We start from the raw sequence: 19,607 nt of genomic DNA on the forward strand, positions 1-19,607 counted from the left end.
CTCAAAGGGGGAATGATCAAGCTGTTAACCATTCTTAAACACATGGTTGTTCGGTTTTTGTTCGCAAGCTAGGCTGCCGGCTCGCTGGCGCTTCCGGAGCTTCGCTTCCCCATGCCGAAGGATAAGCTGACCGCCGGCGAGGCTCGCCGCATGGCGCTCGCCGCCCAGGGATTCGCGGCGCCGCGGCCGGACGGGCCGGTCACCAAGCGCCAGCTGGTCAAGCTGATCGAACGTCTTGGCGTGGTGCAGATCGACAGCGTCAATGTGGTCAGCCGCACCCACTACCTGCCGGCTTTCGCGCGCCTCGGCGCCTATCCGCGCGAGATGCTGGAGGAGGTCGCCTGGGCGAAGAAGCGACCGCTGTTCGAATATTGGGCGCACGAGGCCTCGCTGCTGCCGGTTGAGAACCAGCCCCTTTTCCGCTGGCGCATGCAGGACGCTCACGATGGCGTCGGCACGTGGAAGGGCGTCGCGCGCTTCCTGCGCGAGCGGCGTGACTTCGTGGACAAGGTGCTGGACGAGATTGGCGCGCGCGGGCCGCGGTCGGCGTCCGACCTGGAGATGGGCCAGAAGGGTGAGGGCGGCTGGTGGGGCTGGAGCGACGCCAAGCGCGCCGTCGAGTGCCTGTTCTGGACCGGCGAGCTGACCACCGCCACGCGCCGCGGGACCTTCGAGCGGGTCTACGGCCTACCGGAGAAGGTGCTCCCGAAGGCCATCGTCCAGGCGCCGACGCCGACGCGCGAGGAGGCGCAGCGCGAACTGCTGCGGATCGCCATCCGCGCCCTGGGCGTCGGCACGGCCTTCGACCTGCGCGACTATTTCCGCATGCCGGTGGCCGACGCCAAGGCCCGCACCGCCGAACTGGTCGAGGAAGGCTCGCTGATCCCGGTGACGGTGAAGGGCTGGCGCGACGCGGCCTTCATTGACCCTGCAGCCAAACGTCCGCGCCGGGTGGACGTCCAGGCCCTGCTCTCGCCCTTCGACAACCTGATCTGGTACCGCGAGCGCGCCGAGCGGATGTTCGGCGTCCGCTACCGGATCGAAATCTACACGCCCGCCCACAAGCGCACCCACGGCTACTACGTCCTGCCGTTCCTGGAGGGCGACGCCCTGACCGCCAAGGTCGACCTGAAGTCCGACCGCAAGACCGGCGTCCTGATCGTTCAGGCCAGCCACGCCGAGCCCTGGGCCAGTGACGCGACGCCCGTGCGCCTGGCCCAGGAACTGAAGCTGATGGCCGGCTGGCTGGGGCTTGAGAGCGTGCGCGTGGAGCGGAAGGGGGATTTGGCCGGGGCGCTGGCGGACGCCGTCAGCTAGGGTCCAGGGACGCGCAGCTCGTCGCCAGCGACGTCGAGAATCCAGGTCTTGCCGTCGGAGGACTTGGCCACCTCGAAATGGATCCGATCGGCGCCCGCAAATTGATTGACGTTGCGGGTCCAACTCACGCCGGTGGCGGTCCTCTCCTGACTGAGGAAGGTCCAGACGGGGCCGTCGATGGTCAACTCGCCCGGGGCGCCGTCCACCAATCCGTCTCCAGAGACGATCTGGGTGCGCCACTTGCCGCGCACCGCGGTGGGCAAGAAGATGGTCATCGCGCCCGGCACGCCGGCCAACGCTTGCTGACAGGCGAAATTGACGCCGACGCGGCCGCAGCTGTTGACCATCCCGACGCTCAGCGGCAGGCCGACCGGCGTGGGCATCACCACCTTCCACGCGCCCTCGTAGAGCTGGAGCGGCGAATAGTCCGGGGCATCAGCGCTCATGGCGGCGCCGGCGGCGAGCAGAGGCAACAGGGCGGCCAGGACCGGGCGATACATGCCCACATCCTAGGCCGCCCCGCCAAGGAAGGGCTAGGCCCAACCCTCCGTCTCCGCGCGGATAGGCGTATAGGCGCCGCCGTTCTCGCCAGGCCCGGGTGCTTGCCTTCCTCGCAGCGTACCCTTTGGGGGAGCGGCGGGTGTCAGAACAGCGACCGCACCCGCTTCAGGGGGTCGTAGCCGTCCTTGCAGGTCGCTTTGATCGCCACCCACTCGGTGGGGGTGAAGGCCGTGGCGCCCGGCTTGGCGCGAGCGCGGCTGACGGCGGCGCGGCGCTGGCTGTCGGGGTGGTCGGAGATCAACTCCTTCACCGCCCCGGCGTTCTTGCTCTCAGAGGTGTTCACCAGGCGCTGAAAAAAGGGCGCCATGCCCTGCGACGACAGGCCCTGTTCTGTGAGCAGGTCTTGGCCAGCCGCGTCGGCCTCCGCCTCGGAGGCGCGGCCGTAGCGCAGATTGGTCGAGGACCCGAGCAGCAGCACGGCCTGCTGGCCCGCGCCCGTGCCGCCACCCACCACGGCGTCGAGCAGTACGCCGAAGCCGAACGAACGCCAGACGGCCTGCATCACGTGTCGTTTCTCCACGTGGGCGGCTTCATGGGCGATCACCGCCGACAGCTCGGCGGGATCGGCGGCGAGCGCGATCAGTTGATCGGTGACCATGATGGTCCCGCCGGGCAGGGCGAAGGCGTTGACCATCGGGGCATGCACGGCGCGGACGCGGATGTCGAAGGGCGTGCCCGAAGTCTTGCCCAGCCGCTGCCCAAGGCCGTGGAGCGCCGCCTGGCCGGCGACGCCTTTGCAGGCGGGAAACGCCAGCGATACTTGGCCGCCAAGGTTGCGCCCGATCTTGCGCTCGAGGTCCGGCGGCGTCGCGCGGGCCAGCGGCCCCGAGGCGGCGGGGATGCCGACGAACACCACGCCCGCGATCACCGCCGCCGAGGTGGCCAGCGCGCCGACCAGCCAAAGCTCGCGCCGGCGCACCGCGCGATGGTGGCGGACGGCGTGTTCGGTGAGATCGCGCCAGTCGGACAGCGCGATGCTGAGCCGCGCTGGATCGTCGCCGGCTCGCGCCACCCGCACCCGGTCGTCGACCATCTCCACGCGCACGGTCTCCAGCGGCCAGCGCTGCTCGCCATCTGCGTGGAACACCAAGACCTCGTCCTCGACCCACACTTTGACGGGCCGCGACGCGGTGGTGCGGCCGTCGTGGAATCGCGCCTCCACCGGATCAGATCGTGGCGATGCCAAAGGCGTCGGCGATGCCCTCGCCGAAACGCGGCGGGAGCCCCTGAGCCTGGCCGATCGCATTGAGGTCGGCGCCGCCGCTGGTTTCCAGCCGACCGATCAGGAACTTCCGGGTGCGCGCCTCGACGAAGGGCATGAGGAGGCCCAGGGTGATGGTCAGGAAGAAGATGTTGCTGAGCGTCAGCCCGGCCATGTCGAACCACTTCACCCGCAGCTTGAACCGCACATCGCCAAACCCGATGCCCGAGACGACCGAACGCAGGATCGCGGCGTGGAAGGGCGAAAAGACCACCGAATAGGCGAGCGCCAGCAGGAACGCGGCGGCGTAGATCACCTCCATCTCCGCCAGCGTCGGCGTTGGCGATCCGCCAGCCTTCAACTGCGGGGCCATGGCGCCGGTGATCACAACAATGAAGACGACGTAGCCGATGATTCCGAAGATCCAGCCGACCGTGTAGGCGCCGTAGATCTTCTCCCTGCGCGCCTCGTCGATGCGGAATTCGAAGTCACGATCCCCGAAGCTCAGGCCGCCCCAGAGCCGGCCCGACAGCCGCCGCTCGGCCGCCGGCCAGAACCAGCCCAAGGTGATGGCGCTCAGCAACATGTAGCCCAGCCAGGCGAGACCGAAGCTGCGGGCCGAGCCGCGAATATTGAAGCGCACGCCCCGCCAGGATGAGCGCGTGGCGAGATAGCGGAAGGCGGTGAAACGTCCGAGGCCGACGATGAAGAACAGGAAGAAATAGAACGGCAGGATCACCACCAGGGTGAAGAGCGGTCCCAGGAACTGCGCGCCGAACACCAGGCACAGGAACGGCAGGGCGATCACGACCAGGGCCAGCAGGAAGCCCACGAACAGCTCCACGCCGCGGCCGGTGTATTCGAAGGCCTCGTCGTTCAGATAGGTCGTCGCCCACAGTCGCCGGCGAACCTCGGTCTTGCCCCAGAAACGGTAGAGCGTGAGCGTAATGAGGTTCAGCAGGCCGTTGCGCAGGCTGAGCCAGGCGAACGACTTGAGCTGGCCGCGCTGCGACAGCACGACGGGACCTTCGCCGCCGGCGGCGGCTGGCATAGCGTCAGACATGTGAAATTCCCCCCGAAATTCTGCCGGGAGGATCACACGGCTTTTTTCAAAGCGCTACCACGAGTTGCGGCTCCGGAGACAACCCGCGAGACGGCAGAGGGCTGAGCCCTAAGCCCAACCCTCCGTCACCGCGTGCAGGCGGGCGTAGGCGCCGCCCTTCTGCACCAGTTCGGCATGCTTGCCTTCCTCGACGATGCGGCCGTCCTCGAAGACCAGGATGCGGTCGGCCCCGCGAATGGTCGACAGGCGGTGGGCGATGACGATGGTGGTGCGGCCGACCATAAGCTCCTCCATAGCCGCCTGCACCTGCCGCTCGGTCTCCACGTCGAGCGATGAGGTGGCCTCGTCGAGCACCAGGATCGGGGCGTCGGCCAGGAAGGCGCGGGCGATCGCCACCCGCTGGCGCTCGCCGCCTGACAGCTTCACGCCGCGCTCGCCCACCAGCGTGCGATAGCCCTGCGGCAGGCGCAGGATGAAGTCGTGGGCCCGCGCCCGCATGGCGGCGAGTTCGACCTCGTCCTGCGTGGCGTCGGGCCGGGCGTAGGCGATGTTCTCCGACAGGCTGCGGTGGAACAGCGCCGGGTCCTGCGGCACCACGGCGATGGCGCGGCGAAGCGAGCCCTGGCTGACCTGGGCGATGTCCTGCCCGTCCACCAGGATCTGGCCGCCGTCCACGTCGTAGAGGCGCTGGATCAGCTTCACGAAGGTCGACTTGCCCGCCCCCGTCGGCCCGACCAGCGCCACCCGCTCGCCCGGCGCGATGCGCAGGGTGAAGTTGTCGTAGAGGGGCGTCGCGGCGGACTTGTAGCGGAACACCACCCGGTCGAAGACGATCTCGCCTAGGTCGGCGCGGAACGGCCGGGCGTCGGCGGCGTCGATCACCTGCGGGTCCATGGTCGCGTAGCGGGCCACGTCCTCGGCGTCGTCGAGGCCCTTTTGCGTCATGCGGATGTTGTCGCCGATGTTGCGCAGGTAACCGGTCATCAGCATGAAGGCGGTGATCACGAAGGCCACGTCGCCGGGGGTCGCTTGGCCCTTCACCCACAGCCGCAGCAGCAGGCCCGTCAGCCCCGCCTGCAACACCACCAGCATCATGTTGTGCATCAGCCAGATGTCGGTGAAGCGGTTCCAGGTCCGGTTGGCCGCCCGGCGCCACAGGTCGGTGACGCCGGCCACCCGGGCTTCTTCCCGCGCTTCGGCCCCGAAGCTCTTCACAGTCGGGTTGGACGAAATGGAGTCGGCCAGCGCCCCGCCGATGCGGCTGTCCAGCGCCACCGAGCGCAGGTTCGCCGGTCGCGCATAGAGGTTGGTCGTGACGATGTTGGAGACGATGTAGAGCGTGACCATCGCGGTGGAGAACAATCCCACCATCGGCCAGCGCACCGCCATCATCACGCACAGGCCCACCAGCACGATGATCGCGGGGCCCAGGAACACCAAGGCCGCGTCGGAGACGTTGTCGTAGCCCCACATGGCGCGGCTCAGCCGGCGCACCGTCGCCCCGGCGAACATGTCGGCGTGCCAGTCGGCGCTGAACGACTGGACCCTCTTGAAGCCCTCGTCGGTCATCTCCTTCATGTTGGAGGAGGCGAGCGGAATCCAGAACCGCATGGACAGGTTGCGGATCAGCGAGAAGGCGAAATAGACGCCTACGAACGCCGCCCAGGCGCGCCAGGCTCCGGCGGCGTTGGACTGGCCATGGGTCACTGCATCCACCAGCCTCCCCGACGCCCAGGGGGTCGCCAGGTCGAAGGCGATGGCGGCGATGACGAAGCTGACAGTGCCGGTGAGCAGCCAGGGACGACGCAGCCAGAACCGCGCGATGAAGCCCAGCACCTGGCTGTTCTTCAGCACCCTGTCTTTCTGGTCTTCGGTATCCTCGTAGTGATCGGTCATTGGAGCAGCTCGAAATTCCGGCGGCGGCGAGCCGCGAATGTCCTTGTCGGGACGGCGGCGCGGGCGCGGATGAATGGATCCTGGCGGAGCGGGGGTTGGCAAACCCCGGCGGGCCACGGGCGCGCGGAAGCGCTTCGAAAATCGGGCCGATGGAGCCCTCAGACGAAGCAGTCCGGTTGAGTTATAAGCGCGGCGGCGGCCCGGCGCACGGTCGCGGAGTGGCGGTGGTGAATAGCTTCATCTTGCCCCTCCTGTTCGCGTGGCTGAGATCTCGGAATCTAAGCGCGGCCCAGTGGAGCGTCAAGGCGAGCGCAGCGCTTCCCTCGCCTTTATGGGGAGGGTGGCCCGCGGAACACAGTTCGGTAGCCGGGTGAGGATGTGTGGGCCAGGCTCGACCGGCTAGCGCAGGCCAGCCCCTCCCCATAAAGGGGAGGGAGATGACGACTTCCGCACCGCTTCCTGACGCCATGCCGACCAACTGGGTCGATCGGTTCGCGCCGAGCGCGATCCGGCCCTGGCTGAAGATCGGGCGGTTCGACCGGCCTGTGGGGATCTGGCTGCTGATGCTGCCCGGCTGGCAGGGGATCGCGCTGGCCGACGCCATGGAGCACAGGGAGCCGAACCTTGGGCTGATGGGCCTGGTGGCGCTGGGCGCGGCGCTGATGCGCGCGGCGGGCTGCGCCTACAACGACATCGTCGACCGCGATATCGACGCCAAGGTGGCGCGCACCGCAATGCGGCCGATCCCGGCGGGCCAGATCAGCGTCAAGCAGGCCTGGATCTTCGTGATCGCCTGCTGCCTGGTCTCTCTGACCATATTGCTCAGTCTGCCGCCGACGGCGGTGGTTCTGGGCGCGGCGTCGCTCGTCCTGGTGGCGGCCTACCCGTTCATGAAGCGGATCACCTGGTGGCCGCAGGCGTGGCTGGGCCTGACCTTCAACTGGGGCGCCTTGCTGGGCTTCGCGGCGGCCACCGGCGCGGGGCCGCAGTTCTGGCGCGGCATGGCCCCCTATGTGATCGAGACCGGCAACTGGCGGATCCTGAACCTGGCCCTGACCGACAGCACGCTGAAATGGCCAGCCGTGCTGCTTTACGCCTCGGGCGTGTTCTGGACCCTGGGCTACGACACGATTTACGCGATCCAGGACCTTGAGGACGACGCCCTGGCCGGGGTCAAATCGTCCGCGCGCCGGTTGGGGACGCGCGCGCCGCTGGCCATCCTCGGCTTCTACCTCGCCGCCTCGGCGATCCTGATCGGCATGGGCGCCGCGGCCGGCCTGGGCCCTCTCTTCTACTTCGGCCTGATGGCCTACGGGGTGCAGCTCTGCTCTCAGGCGCGCAAGGTGCGCCTCGACGACGGGCCGCTGGCGCTCAGGCTCTTCAAGTCCAACGCCTGGGCCGGCCTGATCCTGGTCCTGGCCATCGTGGCCGGGACCCGGTTCATCATCCCGTCGTAGGGCGACGCCGCGTCAGTCTGTTGCGCGGCCGCTTGCGGCGCTACAATCCCAAAATGGCCGTTGCGACCCGCGTCGATCCGAAGAGCTATTTCGCGCCTCACGAATGGGCGCCCCTGGCGCGCCGTTCGCGCTGGACGGGCCTGGCGCTGCTGGCCCACGCCTGGATCGTCATCGGCCTGGCGATGGCCGCCGCGGTCGCTGCGCCCGGGTGGTGGAAGCTTATCGCCATCCCGCTGGCCATCGTGGTCATCGGTGGCCGCCAACTGGGGGTGGCGATCCTGATGCACGACGCGGCGCACGCCGCCCTGCACCCGAACCTCAAGGTCAATGACTGGGTCGGCAATCACCTGACCACCGGCGGGCTGATCGACTACCGGAACTACCACCTGGCGCATCACAAATACGCCCAGCAGGCGGAGGATCCGGACCTGGTGCTTTCGGCGCCCTTCCCGATCACGCCCACGTCCCTGCGCCGCAAGATCCTGCGCGACCTGACCGGCCAGACCTATTGGAAGCAGCGCTGGTCGAGCCTGGCGAAACGTATCGCGAACCGCAAGCCCGGCGAGCCGCTGTGGCCGATGCTCAAGGACGCGGCCTACGCGCGCCGCCGCTTCCTGACCGGCATGGCGGTGACCGTCGCGGTCACGGCCCCCTTTGGCTATTGGTGGGTTTGGCCGGTGCTGTGGCTGGTCCCGCAGGCCACCTGGCTGCCGATGATCACCCGGCTGCGCAACATCGCCGAGCACGCCTGCGTGGCCAAGGATGAGCCGGACCCGCTCCGCCACGCGCGCACCACGCGCGCCAACTGGCTCGAGCGGGCGGTGATCGCGCCCTATTTCGTGAACTACCACTGCGAGCACCACATGTTCATGCATGTGCCCTGCTACAACCTGCCCCGCGCCCACCGCCTGCTGAAGGCCAAGGGCGTGATGGACGGCATGCTGACCGCGCCGGGCTATGTGAGCGTGCTCAGGACCGCCAGCGCCAAGGCGGCCGCTCCGCACCCTGCCATCGCGGCGGCCTGACTTCCCTTTCCGCGTCCCGGACGACCGGCGAAATGGCGCCTTGACCGCATAGACTACGCATGTAAATCACTCTCGGAATTACAGTCGTAGTTCGGAGACGCCCGTCATGCGCAAGCTGCTGTTCCTCACCCTGGCCGTCACGGCCGTTCCGGCGCTCGCCTGGGCCGCGGCAGGCGATCCGGCCCTGACGGTCCTGCCTCCCGACCAGCGCCTCACCGGCCTGCTCGTCGTCAGCCATGCGAAACCCCTCGTGCTTGTAGCGATGATCGTGCTGCTCGCCGCCGTCATCGCTGCGGCGGCGCTGTGGGTCGCGCAGGCTACGCGCCCAGCTCACCGGCCCGAATCGGCCCTGGGCTGGCTTTCGGCGATCGCCGCCGGCGCGCCGATGCTGGGCCTGTCCGCCGCCGCCTATGGCCTGATGGACGGCTGTATCGGCATCGCCAATCTGCGCCCGGTCCCGTCGCTCAGCATCCTGGCGCCCGGCCTGGCGGAGGCGTTCTTCTGCATCATGCTGGGTTGCCTCGCCTCAGCGATCGCCAGCGTCGGCGACCGCCACCTGAAGGCGCGCTTGCACGTCCTGGACGCCGCCGCGCCCGCCGACCGCGCGGCGGCGGCTCCGCTGTCCCGCACGATGGCCTGACGCAGCCGAACGCGCCGTCCGTCGTTAGGGTCTGGAGCGATCCCTCCAGACCCAGATGGCCTCCATGCCCCAGACCCTCGAAGGCTCTTGCCGCTGCGGCGCAGTGCGCTTCACCGTCGAAAGCCACACGCCGCAGCCCTACCAGCGCTGCTACTGCTCGATATGCCGCAAGACCGCCGGCGGCGGCGGCTATGCGATCAACCTGGGCGCCGACGCAACGACGCTGGCCATAGAAGACCCCGACAAGGCCATCCGGGTGTTCCGCGCCGAAATCCGCGACGATGAGTCAGGCCGCTGCGAGGTCTCGACTGGAGAACGAAACTTCTGCTCGCAGTGCGCCACGGCGCTCTGGCTGTTCTCGCCGGAATGGGCAGACCTGGTGCATCCCTTCGCCTCGGCGATCGACTCCGAGCTGCCGGTCCCGCCATCGAAGGTGCACCTGATGCTGCAGTACAAGCCCGGCTGGGTCGCGGTGAACCAAGGGCCAGGCGATGCCTGTTTCGACCTCTATCCCAAGGAGTCGATCGAGGACTGGCACAAGAGCCGCGGCCTTTGGGTCGACTAGGCGGAGCGACCTAGCAGACCGCCTCCGCAATCGCCGGCTTTGGTTTCGACGAGGTGGAAGGATGCTGATTCACTTCGGCGATGAGCAAGACCTTCCGTCCCTGGCCGGTTGACGGGCGGAAACCGCTGGAGGGTTTACCTTCGCGTCAGGTTAGGGCGCCTGCCGGTCCGAAAGACGGGAGGCGCCGTCCTTGCTGGCCTCCGGGCGATGTCTTTCTGCCCTAGGGCGCCACCTTCTTGGCCGTGAACAGGGCCTCGATCTCGTCGGGGCGGGCGTTGTTGAAGTCGAGGCGGACGCGGCCATCTTCGGTGCGCCTGACGGTCACCGGGGCCGACGAATTGGTCAGCATCCAGCCCTTGGGCAGGACCACCGCGTTCTCGGCGCGGCCGAACGTGCGGTCGAAGAACAGCTCGTCGCCCACCAGCTTGTAGCGGCCTGGATCGGTGTAGGTCTCGCTCATCCGCAGGCGGATCGACTGGCCGGCCTTCAGCGGCTTGAAGTTGAACACCACGATCTCGCTCTCAGGCGTCACCTTGCCGATCTCCGGGTCGTCGATGCCGGCCTTGGTGATCTCGGCGCCCTTGAGGTGGACGGCGGGAATGGCTTCGCCGGTGTCGAGGTTCTTGGCCGACGGATTGGACGCGACCGACCCGGGGCGGACCACGTTGATGTAGCGGCTGACGCCGGCTTTTTCCTCGGTGTAGTCGTGGTAGAGGTCGAAGGCGTGGGTTTCCGGCGGTTGCAGGAAGTAGACGACGTCGCGCGTCTGCTTGGCGCGCTCGCCGAATTTGCCCTTCACGCTAGTGGGCGTGGCCGAGATCTGACCGGGTGAGGCGCGCAGCTTCAGCGGCGCCTCGCCGGGGGTGATGTTGTAGAAGCTGATGCGCAGGCGCCCGTCAGCCTCCTGGGTCACTTGGGACGGATAGTTGCAGCTGACCAGCACATAGCCCTTGGGCAGGACGACGGCGTTCTTCTTGATTCCCAGGCCGCGGTCGAAGACCAGGTCGGCGCCGTCGACGTAGTAGCTCTTGGCGTCTTCATAGGTCTTTTCGATCAGGATGCGCGCCTCGCCGCCATCCGGCGGCACTGGGTGGGCCAGCTCCACGCGGATATAGTCCGACTTGGGATCGGCCTCCGGCAGACCCGTCGTCTTGGCGGACTCGCCCGAGACCTGGGCGAACTTCAGCGGCTGGCCGGTGGCCATGTCGGTGACGCTCTCGTCAGTGGCGATGGAGCCCTTGCGGATCGGGTTGAAGAAGGCCGTGACCCCCGGACGCACGGCGGTGATGTCGTAGATGATCCGGAACTTGCCCGACCCCGGCGCCAGCAACTCGTAGCGGGTGTAGCCGTTGGCCTCCTGCGGGTTAGGCCGTTGCGGTGGCTGCGCCTGCGCGCTCCAGCCGGTCGCCAACGCCGCCGCCATGATCAGCGCGCCCAAAGTCCGCATGCCCCACTCCCCTCAAAACTGAAGCGGCGACTATGGCGGTCCGCTCAGCGCTGTCATCCTGGAAATCGCGCTAGCGAACGAGAAGTCGCTTCGGTGCGGCCAGGCGCCAGCTGGAGAGCAGCCGCGCCTCCACATGGGCCCAGTCGAGGGCCGGGTCGGCGAGGCAGAGGCCGATCCAGCCCGAGGGGCCGAGATAGGGCAGCCAGGAATAGAGATCCGGATCGGCCTCGATCAGCAGGTCCTGCTCGTCGCGGCCAGTCGTCTTCAAACAGGCCGCGGTCAGGCCGTCCCCATGATGGTTATGCCAGAAGTAGCAGAACATCTTGCCGGCCACGTCGAAGGCCGGAGAGCCGTGGCTGACCCGCTCGCCGGTCTCCGGAAGGGCCAGGCAGGCGCTCCGCAGGCGTCCGAGAACCGCGTCGGGATCGGCCGCCAGCACGGGACTACACGGCTCCGGTCGCGATCAGGCTGTTGGCGCAGTCGAGGATGGTTTCCTCGAGCGGCCTGGGCTGCCAGCCGAGGACGCGCTGGGCCTTGGCGGACGAGTAGTCGTGCTTGTGCCCAAGGCTGGGCGTCACCGAGCCGAGGTCCTTGTCGAACAGTCCTGCCAGACGGATCACGAAGTCCGGGACCTTGCGGGTCGGCACCTTGTCGGCCTTGTCGCCCAGGCGTTCGCGTAGCAAGGCCGCCAGGTCGCCCATCCAGGCGAAATTGGCCGCGGCGATGAAGCGCTCGCCGGCCGCCCTTTCGTCCGTCATGGCGCGGATGTGTAGGTCGGCCACGTCACGCACGTCGACCACGTTGAAGCCCAGGCGCGGCAGACCCGGCACCCGGCCGGACAGCAGGCGCTCGACGACCTGGACGGACTCCGAGAAGTCGCCGCTGGTCACCGGACCCAGCACCAGCGCCGGATTCACCGTCGCGAGCGTGGTGTCGCCCTGGGTCGTGTGCAGCAGCTCCCAGGCCGCCCGCTCGGCCAGGGTCTTGGACTGGGCGTAGGCGCTGAGCCGGGGCGTCGAAGGGTCGGTCCAGACCGTCTCGTCGGCGGTCCAGTCGGCGCCGCCGACGCCTTTGCTGGTCGCCGCGACCGAGGAGGTCATCACCACGCGCTTGACCTTGGCCTTGATCGCCGCGGCGATCGCTCGCTTGGCGCCCTCGCGAGCTGGCACGATCAGCTCGTTGGGATCTTTCGGGTCGGCGACGCCCAGCGGCGAGGCGACGTGCAGGACATAGTCGCAACCCTCGGTGGCGGCATCCCAGCCGTCGTCCGCGGTCAGGTTGGCGGCGTAGAAGCTGAGGCGATTGCCCGGATCGATGATCTTGGCCAGCGAGGCGCGCACGGCCGACTCCTTGGACAGGTCCCGAACCGTGGCGCGCACCACATAGCCGCGCTGTAGCAGGCTCGCGACGCACCACCCGCCGATATAGCCGGACCCGCCAGTCACCAGCACCGTCTCGCCGCCGCTCATCTGCCGCCCCATGTTTACACTGCTCAGATGACTCCATAGCAGTTTTGGCGACCGGTGGAATTGAAAGCTTGCTACGAGGGCTTGCAACTTCGTGCATCCCGCCGCGCTGCGCTGCAACTCCTCGTGGAGCCGGCGGCGCCCGACATTGGGGGCATGGAAGTACAGCATAGCCTTTCGGAGCCGGCCCTGGACCTGCAGGCCGCCAACGACCCCCCGACGCGTCGCCTGCGGCCGGCTCCGATCACCCCGCCGCTCACCCGTTATATCCAGGAACGCCTGGGCCGGGCCATCCGCCTGCGCCGCCGGATGATGGACCTCACCCTGCAGGATCTGGCCACCGCCTGCGGCGTCACCTTCCAGCAGGTGCACAAGTACGAAAGCGGCCTGTGCAGCGTCTCGGCCGCCCAGCTCTGGGGGATCGCCCAGGCGCTTGAGGTGCCGGTCTCCTACTTCTACGAGACGCTCGCCACCCCCGAACCCTGGCGCGCCGAGGCCTGACCGCCAGGAATCGCCCGCCGCCAGGCGGTCCCCACAACGGCCCATGACGCGCTAGACTGCCCCTGGACGCAACCGCCTTCAGGGGAACAGAGCGCATGATCCGCAACCTGGCGCAGCTCGCCTATCGCCTCGACGAGTGGCTGCAGACCAAGCTCGGGCGGCCCTACAACGCCCTGCTGGGCGTGGGCCTGGTGCTGGGATTGATCCACCAGTTCCAGGACCTGCCCAAGGACTTCGCGCGGGGCGGCGGCGTCAGCACGCTTCTGATCGCGGCGATGGACGTGGCCCTGCTGGTCAACCAGGCGGGCCAGTTCCACCAGCACCTGGAGCGCCGTCGCACCATGCCGAAGCGGCTGAAGCGCCGGGCAGGCAAGGACGTCGCCAAGGCCGAGGGCGACAAGGCCTAGGCCCTGTCGCCGCTTCGTGGGCGGCCTCCCTACTTCCGCAGGTTGTCGGTCTTGGTGATGAAGGCCGCCACGTCGTCGTGCATCGCTTTCAGCGAGGCCTCCTTGGCGTAAACCATGTGGCCGCTCTCATAGTAGTGGTAGCTGATGTTGGGCTGCAGGCTGTCGGGCATCGGCAGGTGGTGCATCTCGTACCAGCCCTCGTAGAACGGCGTGGCCAGGTCGTAGTAGCCGCCTAGCAGCATCACCTTCAAGCCCGGGTTCTGCTTCATCGCGTTGGCCAGGTCCGGCATGACGTTGAGCATGGCGCGGGGCGCGCCGAACCCGCGGCCCGGCGGCACGTGGTTGTTGTCCCAGAAGCGGAAGACATTGACCGATGGCTTGAAGATCTTGCCCTCGCCATAGCCCAGCGTCTTGCGGGCGTAGTCGTTGAAGGCGCTGACGTAGGCCGAGGACAGGGCCGAGGACTGCGGGTCGTAGCTGGACTCCTTGGAGAGCGGATCGAGGTCGGGGCCGGAGAAGCGGGTGTCCAGGCGACCGGTGGTCATCCCTTGATCGACCTGCAGCTCCTTCTCGAACTCACCGCCGGTGATCCTGAGGTCGGCCCGCAGCACATAGGCCGCCGGCAGGCCGGTGTAGTGGGCGTAGCGCTCGGCGATGGCGCGCTTCTTGGCGGGGTCGAGTTCGGAGCCCTTCTGCAAGGCCAGCGCATAGTCGCCGGTGGCGAAATCCTCGACCTCCTTCATGTAGGCTTCGATGGTCGCCGGCGCGCCGGGGACCAGCTTCCGCGCCCAGGCCGAAGCGGCATAGGTCGGCAGGGCGGTGATGTAGGCCTGGTCGCTGCCGGGGTTGTTCTCCGCGCCGTCGACGCTGAGCGCGAAGTTGAGGATCTGCGACAGCAGCATCACGCCATTGAAGTCGACGCTTTCGCCGGTCTCGAGGTTGTTGATCAGAACCGCCGAGCGAGGCGTGCCGTAGCTCTCGCCGAACAGGTACTTCGGGCTGTTCCAGCGGCCGTATTGGGACAGGAAGGCTAGGATGAACTGGGTGAAGGCCGCGCCGTCTTCATCGACGCCCCAGAAGGCCTTTTCCTTGTCGCGGCCGGCGATGCGGCTGAAGCCGGCGCCCGGCGCGTCGATGAACACCATGTCGGTGACGTCCATCATCGAATAGGAATTGTTGATCACCGAATAGGGCGCGGCCGGCGTATGCTGGCCGTTGTCGACCGTGACGATCCGCTTCGGGCCCCAGGCGCCCATGTGCAGCCACATGGTCGAGGAGCCGGGACCGCCGTTGTAGATGAAGGTGATCGGCCGGTCGGCGGCGGGCGCGCCCTTCTTGAAATAGGCAGTGTAGAACATCGAGGCCTCGGCCTCGGGGTTGCCGCCGGCGCCCAGGTTCGCGCCCGGAGCCGCCGCAGCCTCGCGGCGCGCCGCGTCATCCCAGCCACGCGGGTGGACGACGATGGTGCCGGCCACGGCGTGATAGGGGATGGTCTGCCCCTCGACGGTGACCACGCCCTCGCTGTCGGCGCGTTCGGGTTTGAACAGCACGCCGGCGTTGGGCTCGGCGGTGGCGCGGGCGTCGGGCTTCTTGCCTTCCGTGTTCTGTTGCGCCTCGTTGGCCGCCGCCATGGGCCGCCGCCCCGTGGCGGTCGCGTCCGGCGACGTGGCCCGCTCGGAAGCCGGGGGCTGGGCGAAGGCCAGACCCGCGATCAACGACAGGCCGGCGCCGGCCAACAAGACTTTCCTCAGCACAATGGAATCCCCCAAAAATTTAAGCGCGCAAGCTAGGCCGCAGGGGCAGGCTTTGACAACCGAAGGTACGTGGCGCCGATGAAACATGGCGCTCGCGCCTGAACCGCGGACAACCGTCCGTCCCCGGCCCATTCAGCTTGGCCCGCCTAAATTGATCCTCGATCCGACGCCGTTCCGTCCCGGGACGCCGCCGCACTCAGGAGACCGAGATCATGTCGATGAAAGCGATGCTTCTGGCGGCCGCGACCGCCGCCAGCCTGGCGATCCCCGCCGCCGCCATGGCCCAGGACTACCACCACGCCGACGGCCGCTACGAGGCGCGGCGCGGACGCGACGACCGCGATGACCGCAACTATCGCGGCTATGGCTACGCGCCGGAATATGGCTACGGCTACGACGACAGCTATCCGGCCTACGGCTATGACGCCTATCGCTACGCCGCCCCGGTCTTCCGCGACCGCGATGACCGCCGCTGGTACCATGACCGCCGCGACCGCGATCACGGCCGCCGCTAGGCTCTGAGCCCGCCCTGCCGCCAGCCCTACGGGGGCGGGGCGCGGTGATCTAAGCCGAGGCATGCGCGAGGCCCTCACGCTCAGCTCGCGAGGTCTACCCCCCTTCGGCATCCGGCCTTTCACGACCGCGCCGAGCGTGACGGAGCCGTAGGGCTAGCGGCGTCATTCCTCAGCGAACAGGGGATCCGACACCTCGCGGGCCTTCTTCTTCCGGGGCCGCTCGCGCATCACGCCGGGATAGCCCTTGAGAGGCGCCAGCGGCTCGCCGGCCCAGGTCCAGTCGGCCTGTTCGGCGAAGTTCGTGTGGTAGCGCGGCTCGCGTCCAGTGCGCTCGGCGAAGACCGCGCGCGGGATGTTGACCATCTCGGGCGAGCGGGCGCGCTCATAGAGCATGGGCGTGCCGCAGCGGGCGCAGAAGCTACGCGCTGTCCCCGCCTCGGCGTCCTCGAAGCGGGTCAGGTTCTCCTCGCCCGCCAGCAGCCGGAAGCGGCTCTTCCAGCTGCCGACATAGGTGGCGTAGGCGCAGCCCTGGGCGTGGCGGCTGCGCTGCGAATGGTCGTGCCAGGCCCAGACGGCGGGGACGTCGATCTCGATCCGAACCCCGCCGCAGACGCAGGCGCCGCTCGCCTGGACGGCGGGTCTGGCCTTCACCTTGAGCGCTTCGCCGCCTCGTCCAGAAATGGTCACCTAATCACCTCAATTATATCACGTTTCGGGGATGGCGGCCGATCGGCGGGCGCCTATGTCTAGGCCTGCCCGCTACACTCGGGCCAGTTCGACCGTTGGCCATAGTGACCCTCGGCCTCTGGAAAATGGAGGTCATTTTGAAACCGATCCTGAAACCCCTTCTTGGCGCTCTAGCAGGCGCCTCCCTGCTCGCGGCGCCGTTCGCCGCGGACGCGCAGGCCCACGGCGGCCATGGCGGCGGCGGCTTCCATGGCGGCGGCCACAGCGCGAGTGGCTTCCATGGCGGCGGCTTCCGCGGCGGCGGATATCGTGGTGGCGGCTACTATCGCGGCGGCTATCCGTTCGTCGGCGGGCTGGGTCTTGGCCTCGCGTTCGGCTCACTGGCTGCGCCTTGGTACTATGACGGCTACTATGGCCCCGATCCGTCCTACTCGGGCTACGCGCCCGACTATGGCTACGACTATGCGCCGCCGCCCCCGGTCGCAGCCGGACCGCCCGCGGCCTGCGGGAACTGGTCGTGGAACGCTGGCCGCAACCAGTACGACTGGGTTCCCTGCTAGGGCCAGCTGACCTCAGGCGCCGCGTGTCGGCGGATCGCGCCTCGCCCGTCCCCGGCGGTGCGTCCCCGGCGCCCCAGGCCGCCCGGCCTTGACCGCGGGGGCCGGGCCGCCGAGGAAGCGGCATGATCCCCGTCACCCCGCAAGGCCGCCGCGACTTCATCGCCGCCAACACGCGCCTGCAGCGTCCGCCCCACGTGGCCGAGATCGAACTGCATCTGGCCGACGAGATCACCCCCATATGGAAACTGACCGAAGAGGCCCTGGAGGAGATCGGCCTGCCACCGCCCTTCTGGGCCTTCGCCTGGGCGGGCGGTCAGGCGCTGGCGCGCTACCTCATCGACAACCCCGAGGTCGTCGCCGGCAAGCGGGCAATCGACTTCGCCGCGGGCTCGGGCATAGTCGGCATCGCGGCGATGAAGGCCGGCGCGAGGGACGTGCTCTGCGCCGACATCGACCTCTATTGCGAGGCGGCCGTGGCGCTGAACGGCGCCGCCAATGGCGTGACCTGCGCCTTCACAGCCGCCGACCTGCTGGACGCTCCGGCGCCCGCCTGGGCCGATCTGATTCTCGCCGGCGACATCTGCTACGAGAAGCCGCTGGCTGAGCGCGTGCTGGCCTGGCTGGCCGCCGCGCGGGCCGCAGGCGCCATGGTGCTGATCGGCGACCCGGGACGCAGCTATTTCCCGCGCACGGGACTGATCAAGCTCGCGGAATATCAGGTGCCGACAACGCAGGAGCTGGAGGACATGGCGGTCAAGCGCACCGCCGTGTGGGCCATGCCGGAAGGCGCCGCGTGAGTGGAATCGCGCCGCTGGTGGTGGCGCTCGTGCTGGGATCGGCCCTGCTTCACGCCACCTGGAACGTCCTGCTGCGCTCCGGCGCCGACCGCCTGTGGACGATCACGGTTATGAGCCTGGTTTCGGGCCTGACCGCGGCCGCGGCGATCGGCTTCCTGCCCGCGCCGGCCCAGTCGAGTTGGGCCTATGCGGCGGGTTCGGGGCTACTGCAGGTGGGCTACTGCGTCTTCCTCGTCTGGGCCTACGAGAAGGGCGAGCTGAGCCAGGTGTACCCGATCGCACGCGGCGCGGCGCCCCTGCTGGTCGCCCTGGGCGCGGCGGTGTTCGCCGGCGAGCGCCTGTCGCCCGGCGCCCTGGCGGGCCTGGCGCTCATCTCCGGCGGCATCGTGGGTCTCAGCATGGGCCGTGAGCGACTACACCTGCACGCCACCCTGCTGGCCCTGGCGAGCGGCGGCTTCATCGCCGCCTACATGGTCTGCGACGGCATCGGCGTGCGCCTCTCAGGCCAGCCGATCTCGTACTTCGCCTGGATGTCGCTGGCCCAGGCCGCGCCCATGCCCTTCGTCTATTTCGCCATCCGCCGCCGATGGCTGTCGATCGGGGTCGACCGCGAGACCGCCAAGGCGGTGGGCGGCGGGGCGATTTCCATCGTCGCCTATGGCGTCGTGGTCTGGGCCATGGCCGGGGCGCAGATGGCCAAGGTCTCGGGCCTGCGCGAGACCTCAATCCTGTTCGCCGCGATCCTGGCGGTGCTGTTCCTGAAGGAGCGCTTCACCCTGCGCCGCGGGATCTGCGCTGGCCTGATCTCGCTCGGCGCGATCCTGCTGGCAGGCTAGGCCTCCAGCTGGGCGTCCAGGGTGATCTCGGCGTTCAGCACCTTGGAGACCGGGCAGTTCTGTTCGGCGCCCTTGGCCAGCTCCTGGAACTTGGCGTCATCGAGGCCGGGGACCCTGGCCCGGAGCGTCAGCGCCGACTTGCTGATCCGGAACCCGCCGCCGTCGGCCGGGTCCAGCGACACCGCGGCTTCGGTCTTCAGCTCCAGCGGTGTCAGCCCCGCCTGCTGCAGGGCGAAGGCCAGCGCCATGGTGAAACAGCCGGCGTGGGCCGCGGCCAGCAGTTCCTCGGGATTGGTCCCCGGCTCATCCTCGAAGCGGGTCTTGTAGCTATAGGCCGTGCCGTTCAGCACGCCTGACGCCGTCGTCAGATCGCCCGCCCCGTCGCGGCCCGTGCCGCGCCACATCGCGTTCGCCTTGCGGATCATTCGTCGCCTCCTTCTGGTTGCCTGGCCCCCTAGCTGGGCGCCGCCCATGACATTCGCTACCGCAAACCGACTCGACTCCCCCGGAACGCCGATTTATGTTGGAACAAACTGGGAACATAAGGAGCGGCCGCGCCATGCGGGACGACGGCAAGATCGACTATGTGGAGATGCCGGCGAGCGACCTGCCGGCCACCAAGGCCTTCTACGCCAAGGCCTTCGGCTGGAGCTTCACCGACTACGGCCCGGAATACGCCTCGATGAGCGAGGGCCTGGACGGCGGCTTCTACGCCGACGCCGCCGAGGCCGTCGCAAAGCCCCTGGTGATCCTCTACGCCGCCGATCTGGAGGCCATGGAAGCCAAGGTCATCGCCGCCGGCGCGACCATCGTGCGCCCGATCTTCAGCTTCCCCGGCGGCCGAAGATTCCACTTCACCGATCCGAGCGGGAATGAGCTGGCGGTGTGGGGGGAGTAGGCGGCTTTCGCTTG

General features: G+C 68.4%; 22 protein-coding genes. 12 read left to right on the forward strand and 10 right to left on the reverse strand.

Translation table 11 applies throughout. The features are described from left to right. Positions 1–111 precede the first annotated feature (111 nt). On the forward strand, positions 112–1,317 hold the full coding sequence (locus tag E8A12_RS05515) for a winged helix-turn-helix domain-containing protein (RefSeq protein WP_293366836.1): 1,206 nt from the start codon (positions 112–114) through the stop codon (positions 1,315–1,317). Here the strand turns inward: E8A12_RS05515 and E8A12_RS05520 are convergent. The 4 genes from E8A12_RS05520 to E8A12_RS05535 form a co-directional block, all read right to left on the reverse strand. Next, complete coding sequence (locus E8A12_RS05520; RefSeq protein ID WP_293366837.1) at positions 1,314–1,817, reverse strand: hypothetical protein; 504 nt, start codon at positions 1,815–1,817, stop codon at positions 1,314–1,316. The two genes, E8A12_RS05515 and E8A12_RS05520, sit on opposite strands and share 4 nt — an antisense overlap. Before the next feature lie 143 nt (positions 1,818–1,960). Continuing rightward, positions 1,961–3,040 (reverse strand): M48 family metallopeptidase, encoded by a 1,080-nt coding sequence (locus tag E8A12_RS05525; protein ID WP_293366839.1) that lies wholly within the window; start codon positions 3,038–3,040, stop codon positions 1,961–1,963. A gap of 4 nt (positions 3,041–3,044) precedes the next feature. After that, on the reverse strand, positions 3,045–4,142 hold the full coding sequence (locus tag E8A12_RS05530; protein WP_293366840.1) for a DUF898 family protein: 1,098 nt from the start codon (positions 4,140–4,142) through the stop codon (positions 3,045–3,047). 108 nt (positions 4,143–4,250) lie between these two features. Then, complete coding sequence (locus E8A12_RS05535) at positions 4,251–6,038, reverse strand: ABC transporter ATP-binding protein (RefSeq protein ID WP_293366841.1); 1,788 nt, start codon at positions 6,036–6,038, stop codon at positions 4,251–4,253. 437 nt (positions 6,039–6,475) lie between these two features. On the opposite strand from E8A12_RS05535, the gene ubiA reads away from it, so the two are divergent. The 4 genes from ubiA (at position 6,476) to E8A12_RS05555 (ending at position 9,725) form a co-directional block, all read left to right on the forward strand. Further along, positions 6,476–7,495: a 4-hydroxybenzoate octaprenyltransferase gene (gene ubiA / locus E8A12_RS05540; RefSeq protein ID WP_293366842.1), complete on the forward strand. Its 1,020-nt coding sequence runs from the start codon at positions 6,476–6,478 to the stop codon at positions 7,493–7,495. Between the two features lie 53 nt (positions 7,496–7,548). Beyond that, the gene (locus tag E8A12_RS05545) at positions 7,549–8,520 is read left to right on the forward strand and encodes a fatty acid desaturase family protein (protein WP_293366843.1); all 972 of its coding nucleotides are present in this window, start codon (positions 7,549–7,551) and stop codon (positions 8,518–8,520) included. A gap of 106 nt (positions 8,521–8,626) precedes the next feature. Beyond that, entirely contained in the window at positions 8,627–9,160 is a 534-nt protein-coding gene (locus E8A12_RS05550; protein ID WP_293366845.1) for a MotA/TolQ/ExbB proton channel family protein, read from the forward strand. A gap of 64 nt (positions 9,161–9,224) precedes the next feature. Beyond that, positions 9,225–9,725, forward strand: coding sequence for a GFA family protein (locus E8A12_RS05555; RefSeq protein WP_293366847.1), 501 nt, complete (start codon positions 9,225–9,227; stop codon positions 9,723–9,725). Between the two features lie 220 nt (positions 9,726–9,945). Here E8A12_RS05555 and E8A12_RS05560 read toward each other — a convergent pair whose 3' ends face one another. From E8A12_RS05560 to E8A12_RS05570, 3 genes are all read right to left on the reverse strand, one after another. Then, positions 9,946–11,172: a hypothetical protein gene (locus E8A12_RS05560; RefSeq protein ID WP_293366848.1), complete on the reverse strand. Its 1,227-nt coding sequence runs from the start codon at positions 11,170–11,172 to the stop codon at positions 9,946–9,948. 70 nt (positions 11,173–11,242) lie between these two features. Continuing rightward, on the reverse strand, positions 11,243–11,611 hold the full coding sequence (locus tag E8A12_RS05565) for an MmcQ/YjbR family DNA-binding protein (protein ID WP_293366849.1): 369 nt from the start codon (positions 11,609–11,611) through the stop codon (positions 11,243–11,245). 4 nt (positions 11,612–11,615) lie between these two features. Next, a complete protein-coding gene (locus E8A12_RS05570; RefSeq protein ID WP_293366851.1) occupies positions 11,616–12,641 on the reverse strand; it encodes an NAD-dependent epimerase/dehydratase family protein in 1,026 nt (341 codons plus the stop codon). A gap of 153 nt (positions 12,642–12,794) precedes the next feature. On the opposite strand from E8A12_RS05570, the gene E8A12_RS05575 reads away from it, so the two are divergent. Next, positions 12,795–13,139 carry a helix-turn-helix transcriptional regulator gene (locus E8A12_RS05575; protein ID WP_293366852.1) on the forward strand — a complete coding sequence of 115 codons (345 nt, stop codon included), beginning with the start codon at positions 12,795–12,797 and terminating at the stop codon, positions 13,137–13,139. Positions 13,140–13,234: 95 nt separating this feature from the next. After that, positions 13,235–13,546, forward strand: a complete 312-nt coding sequence (locus E8A12_RS05580; protein WP_293366853.1) for a hypothetical protein — start codon at positions 13,235–13,237, stop codon at positions 13,544–13,546. A gap of 29 nt (positions 13,547–13,575) precedes the next feature. On the opposite strand, the gene E8A12_RS05585 is transcribed toward E8A12_RS05580, so the two are convergent. After that, a complete protein-coding gene (locus E8A12_RS05585) occupies positions 13,576–15,300 on the reverse strand; it encodes a hypothetical protein (RefSeq protein WP_293366854.1) in 1,725 nt (574 codons plus the stop codon). Positions 15,301–15,512: 212 nt separating this feature from the next. Between E8A12_RS05585 and E8A12_RS05590 the strand changes: the two genes are divergently transcribed. Next, entirely contained in the window at positions 15,513–15,815 is a 303-nt protein-coding gene (locus E8A12_RS05590) for a hypothetical protein (RefSeq protein WP_293366855.1), read from the forward strand. A 162-nt stretch (positions 15,816–15,977) separates the two neighbouring features. Here the strand turns inward: E8A12_RS05590 and E8A12_RS05595 are convergent, their stop codons facing one another. Beyond that, positions 15,978–16,502, reverse strand: a complete 525-nt coding sequence (locus E8A12_RS05595; protein WP_293366856.1) for a GFA family protein — start codon at positions 16,500–16,502, stop codon at positions 15,978–15,980. A gap of 137 nt (positions 16,503–16,639) precedes the next feature. Between E8A12_RS05595 and E8A12_RS05600 the strand changes: the two genes are divergently transcribed. The 3 genes from E8A12_RS05600 (at position 16,640) to E8A12_RS05610 (ending at position 18,695) form a co-directional block, all read left to right on the forward strand. Then, on the forward strand, positions 16,640–17,062 hold the full coding sequence (locus tag E8A12_RS05600; protein ID WP_293366857.1) for a hypothetical protein: 423 nt from the start codon (positions 16,640–16,642) through the stop codon (positions 17,060–17,062). Positions 17,063–17,184: 122 nt separating this feature from the next. Next, positions 17,185–17,859 (forward strand): methyltransferase, encoded by a 675-nt coding sequence (locus E8A12_RS05605; protein WP_293366858.1) that lies wholly within the window; start codon positions 17,185–17,187, stop codon positions 17,857–17,859. Then, positions 17,856–18,695, forward strand: coding sequence for a DMT family transporter (locus tag E8A12_RS05610; protein ID WP_293366859.1), 840 nt, complete (start codon positions 17,856–17,858; stop codon positions 18,693–18,695). The genes E8A12_RS05605 and E8A12_RS05610 overlap by 4 nt, the downstream gene beginning before the upstream one ends. Here the strand turns inward: E8A12_RS05610 and E8A12_RS05615 are convergent. Beyond that, positions 18,692–19,120: an OsmC family protein gene (locus tag E8A12_RS05615; RefSeq protein WP_293366860.1), complete on the reverse strand. Its 429-nt coding sequence runs from the start codon at positions 19,118–19,120 to the stop codon at positions 18,692–18,694. The two genes, E8A12_RS05610 and E8A12_RS05615, sit on opposite strands and share 4 nt — an antisense overlap. A 134-nt stretch (positions 19,121–19,254) precedes the next feature. Here E8A12_RS05615 and E8A12_RS05620 point away from each other — a divergent pair, with 134 nt between their 5' ends. Beyond that, a complete protein-coding gene (locus tag E8A12_RS05620; protein WP_293366861.1) occupies positions 19,255–19,593 on the forward strand; it encodes a VOC family protein in 339 nt (112 codons plus the stop codon). Positions 19,594–19,607: the final 14 nt, after the last annotated feature.

Source organism: Phenylobacterium sp., from assembly GCF_004799395.1.
Lineage (GTDB): Bacteria > Pseudomonadota > Alphaproteobacteria > Caulobacterales > Caulobacteraceae > Phenylobacterium.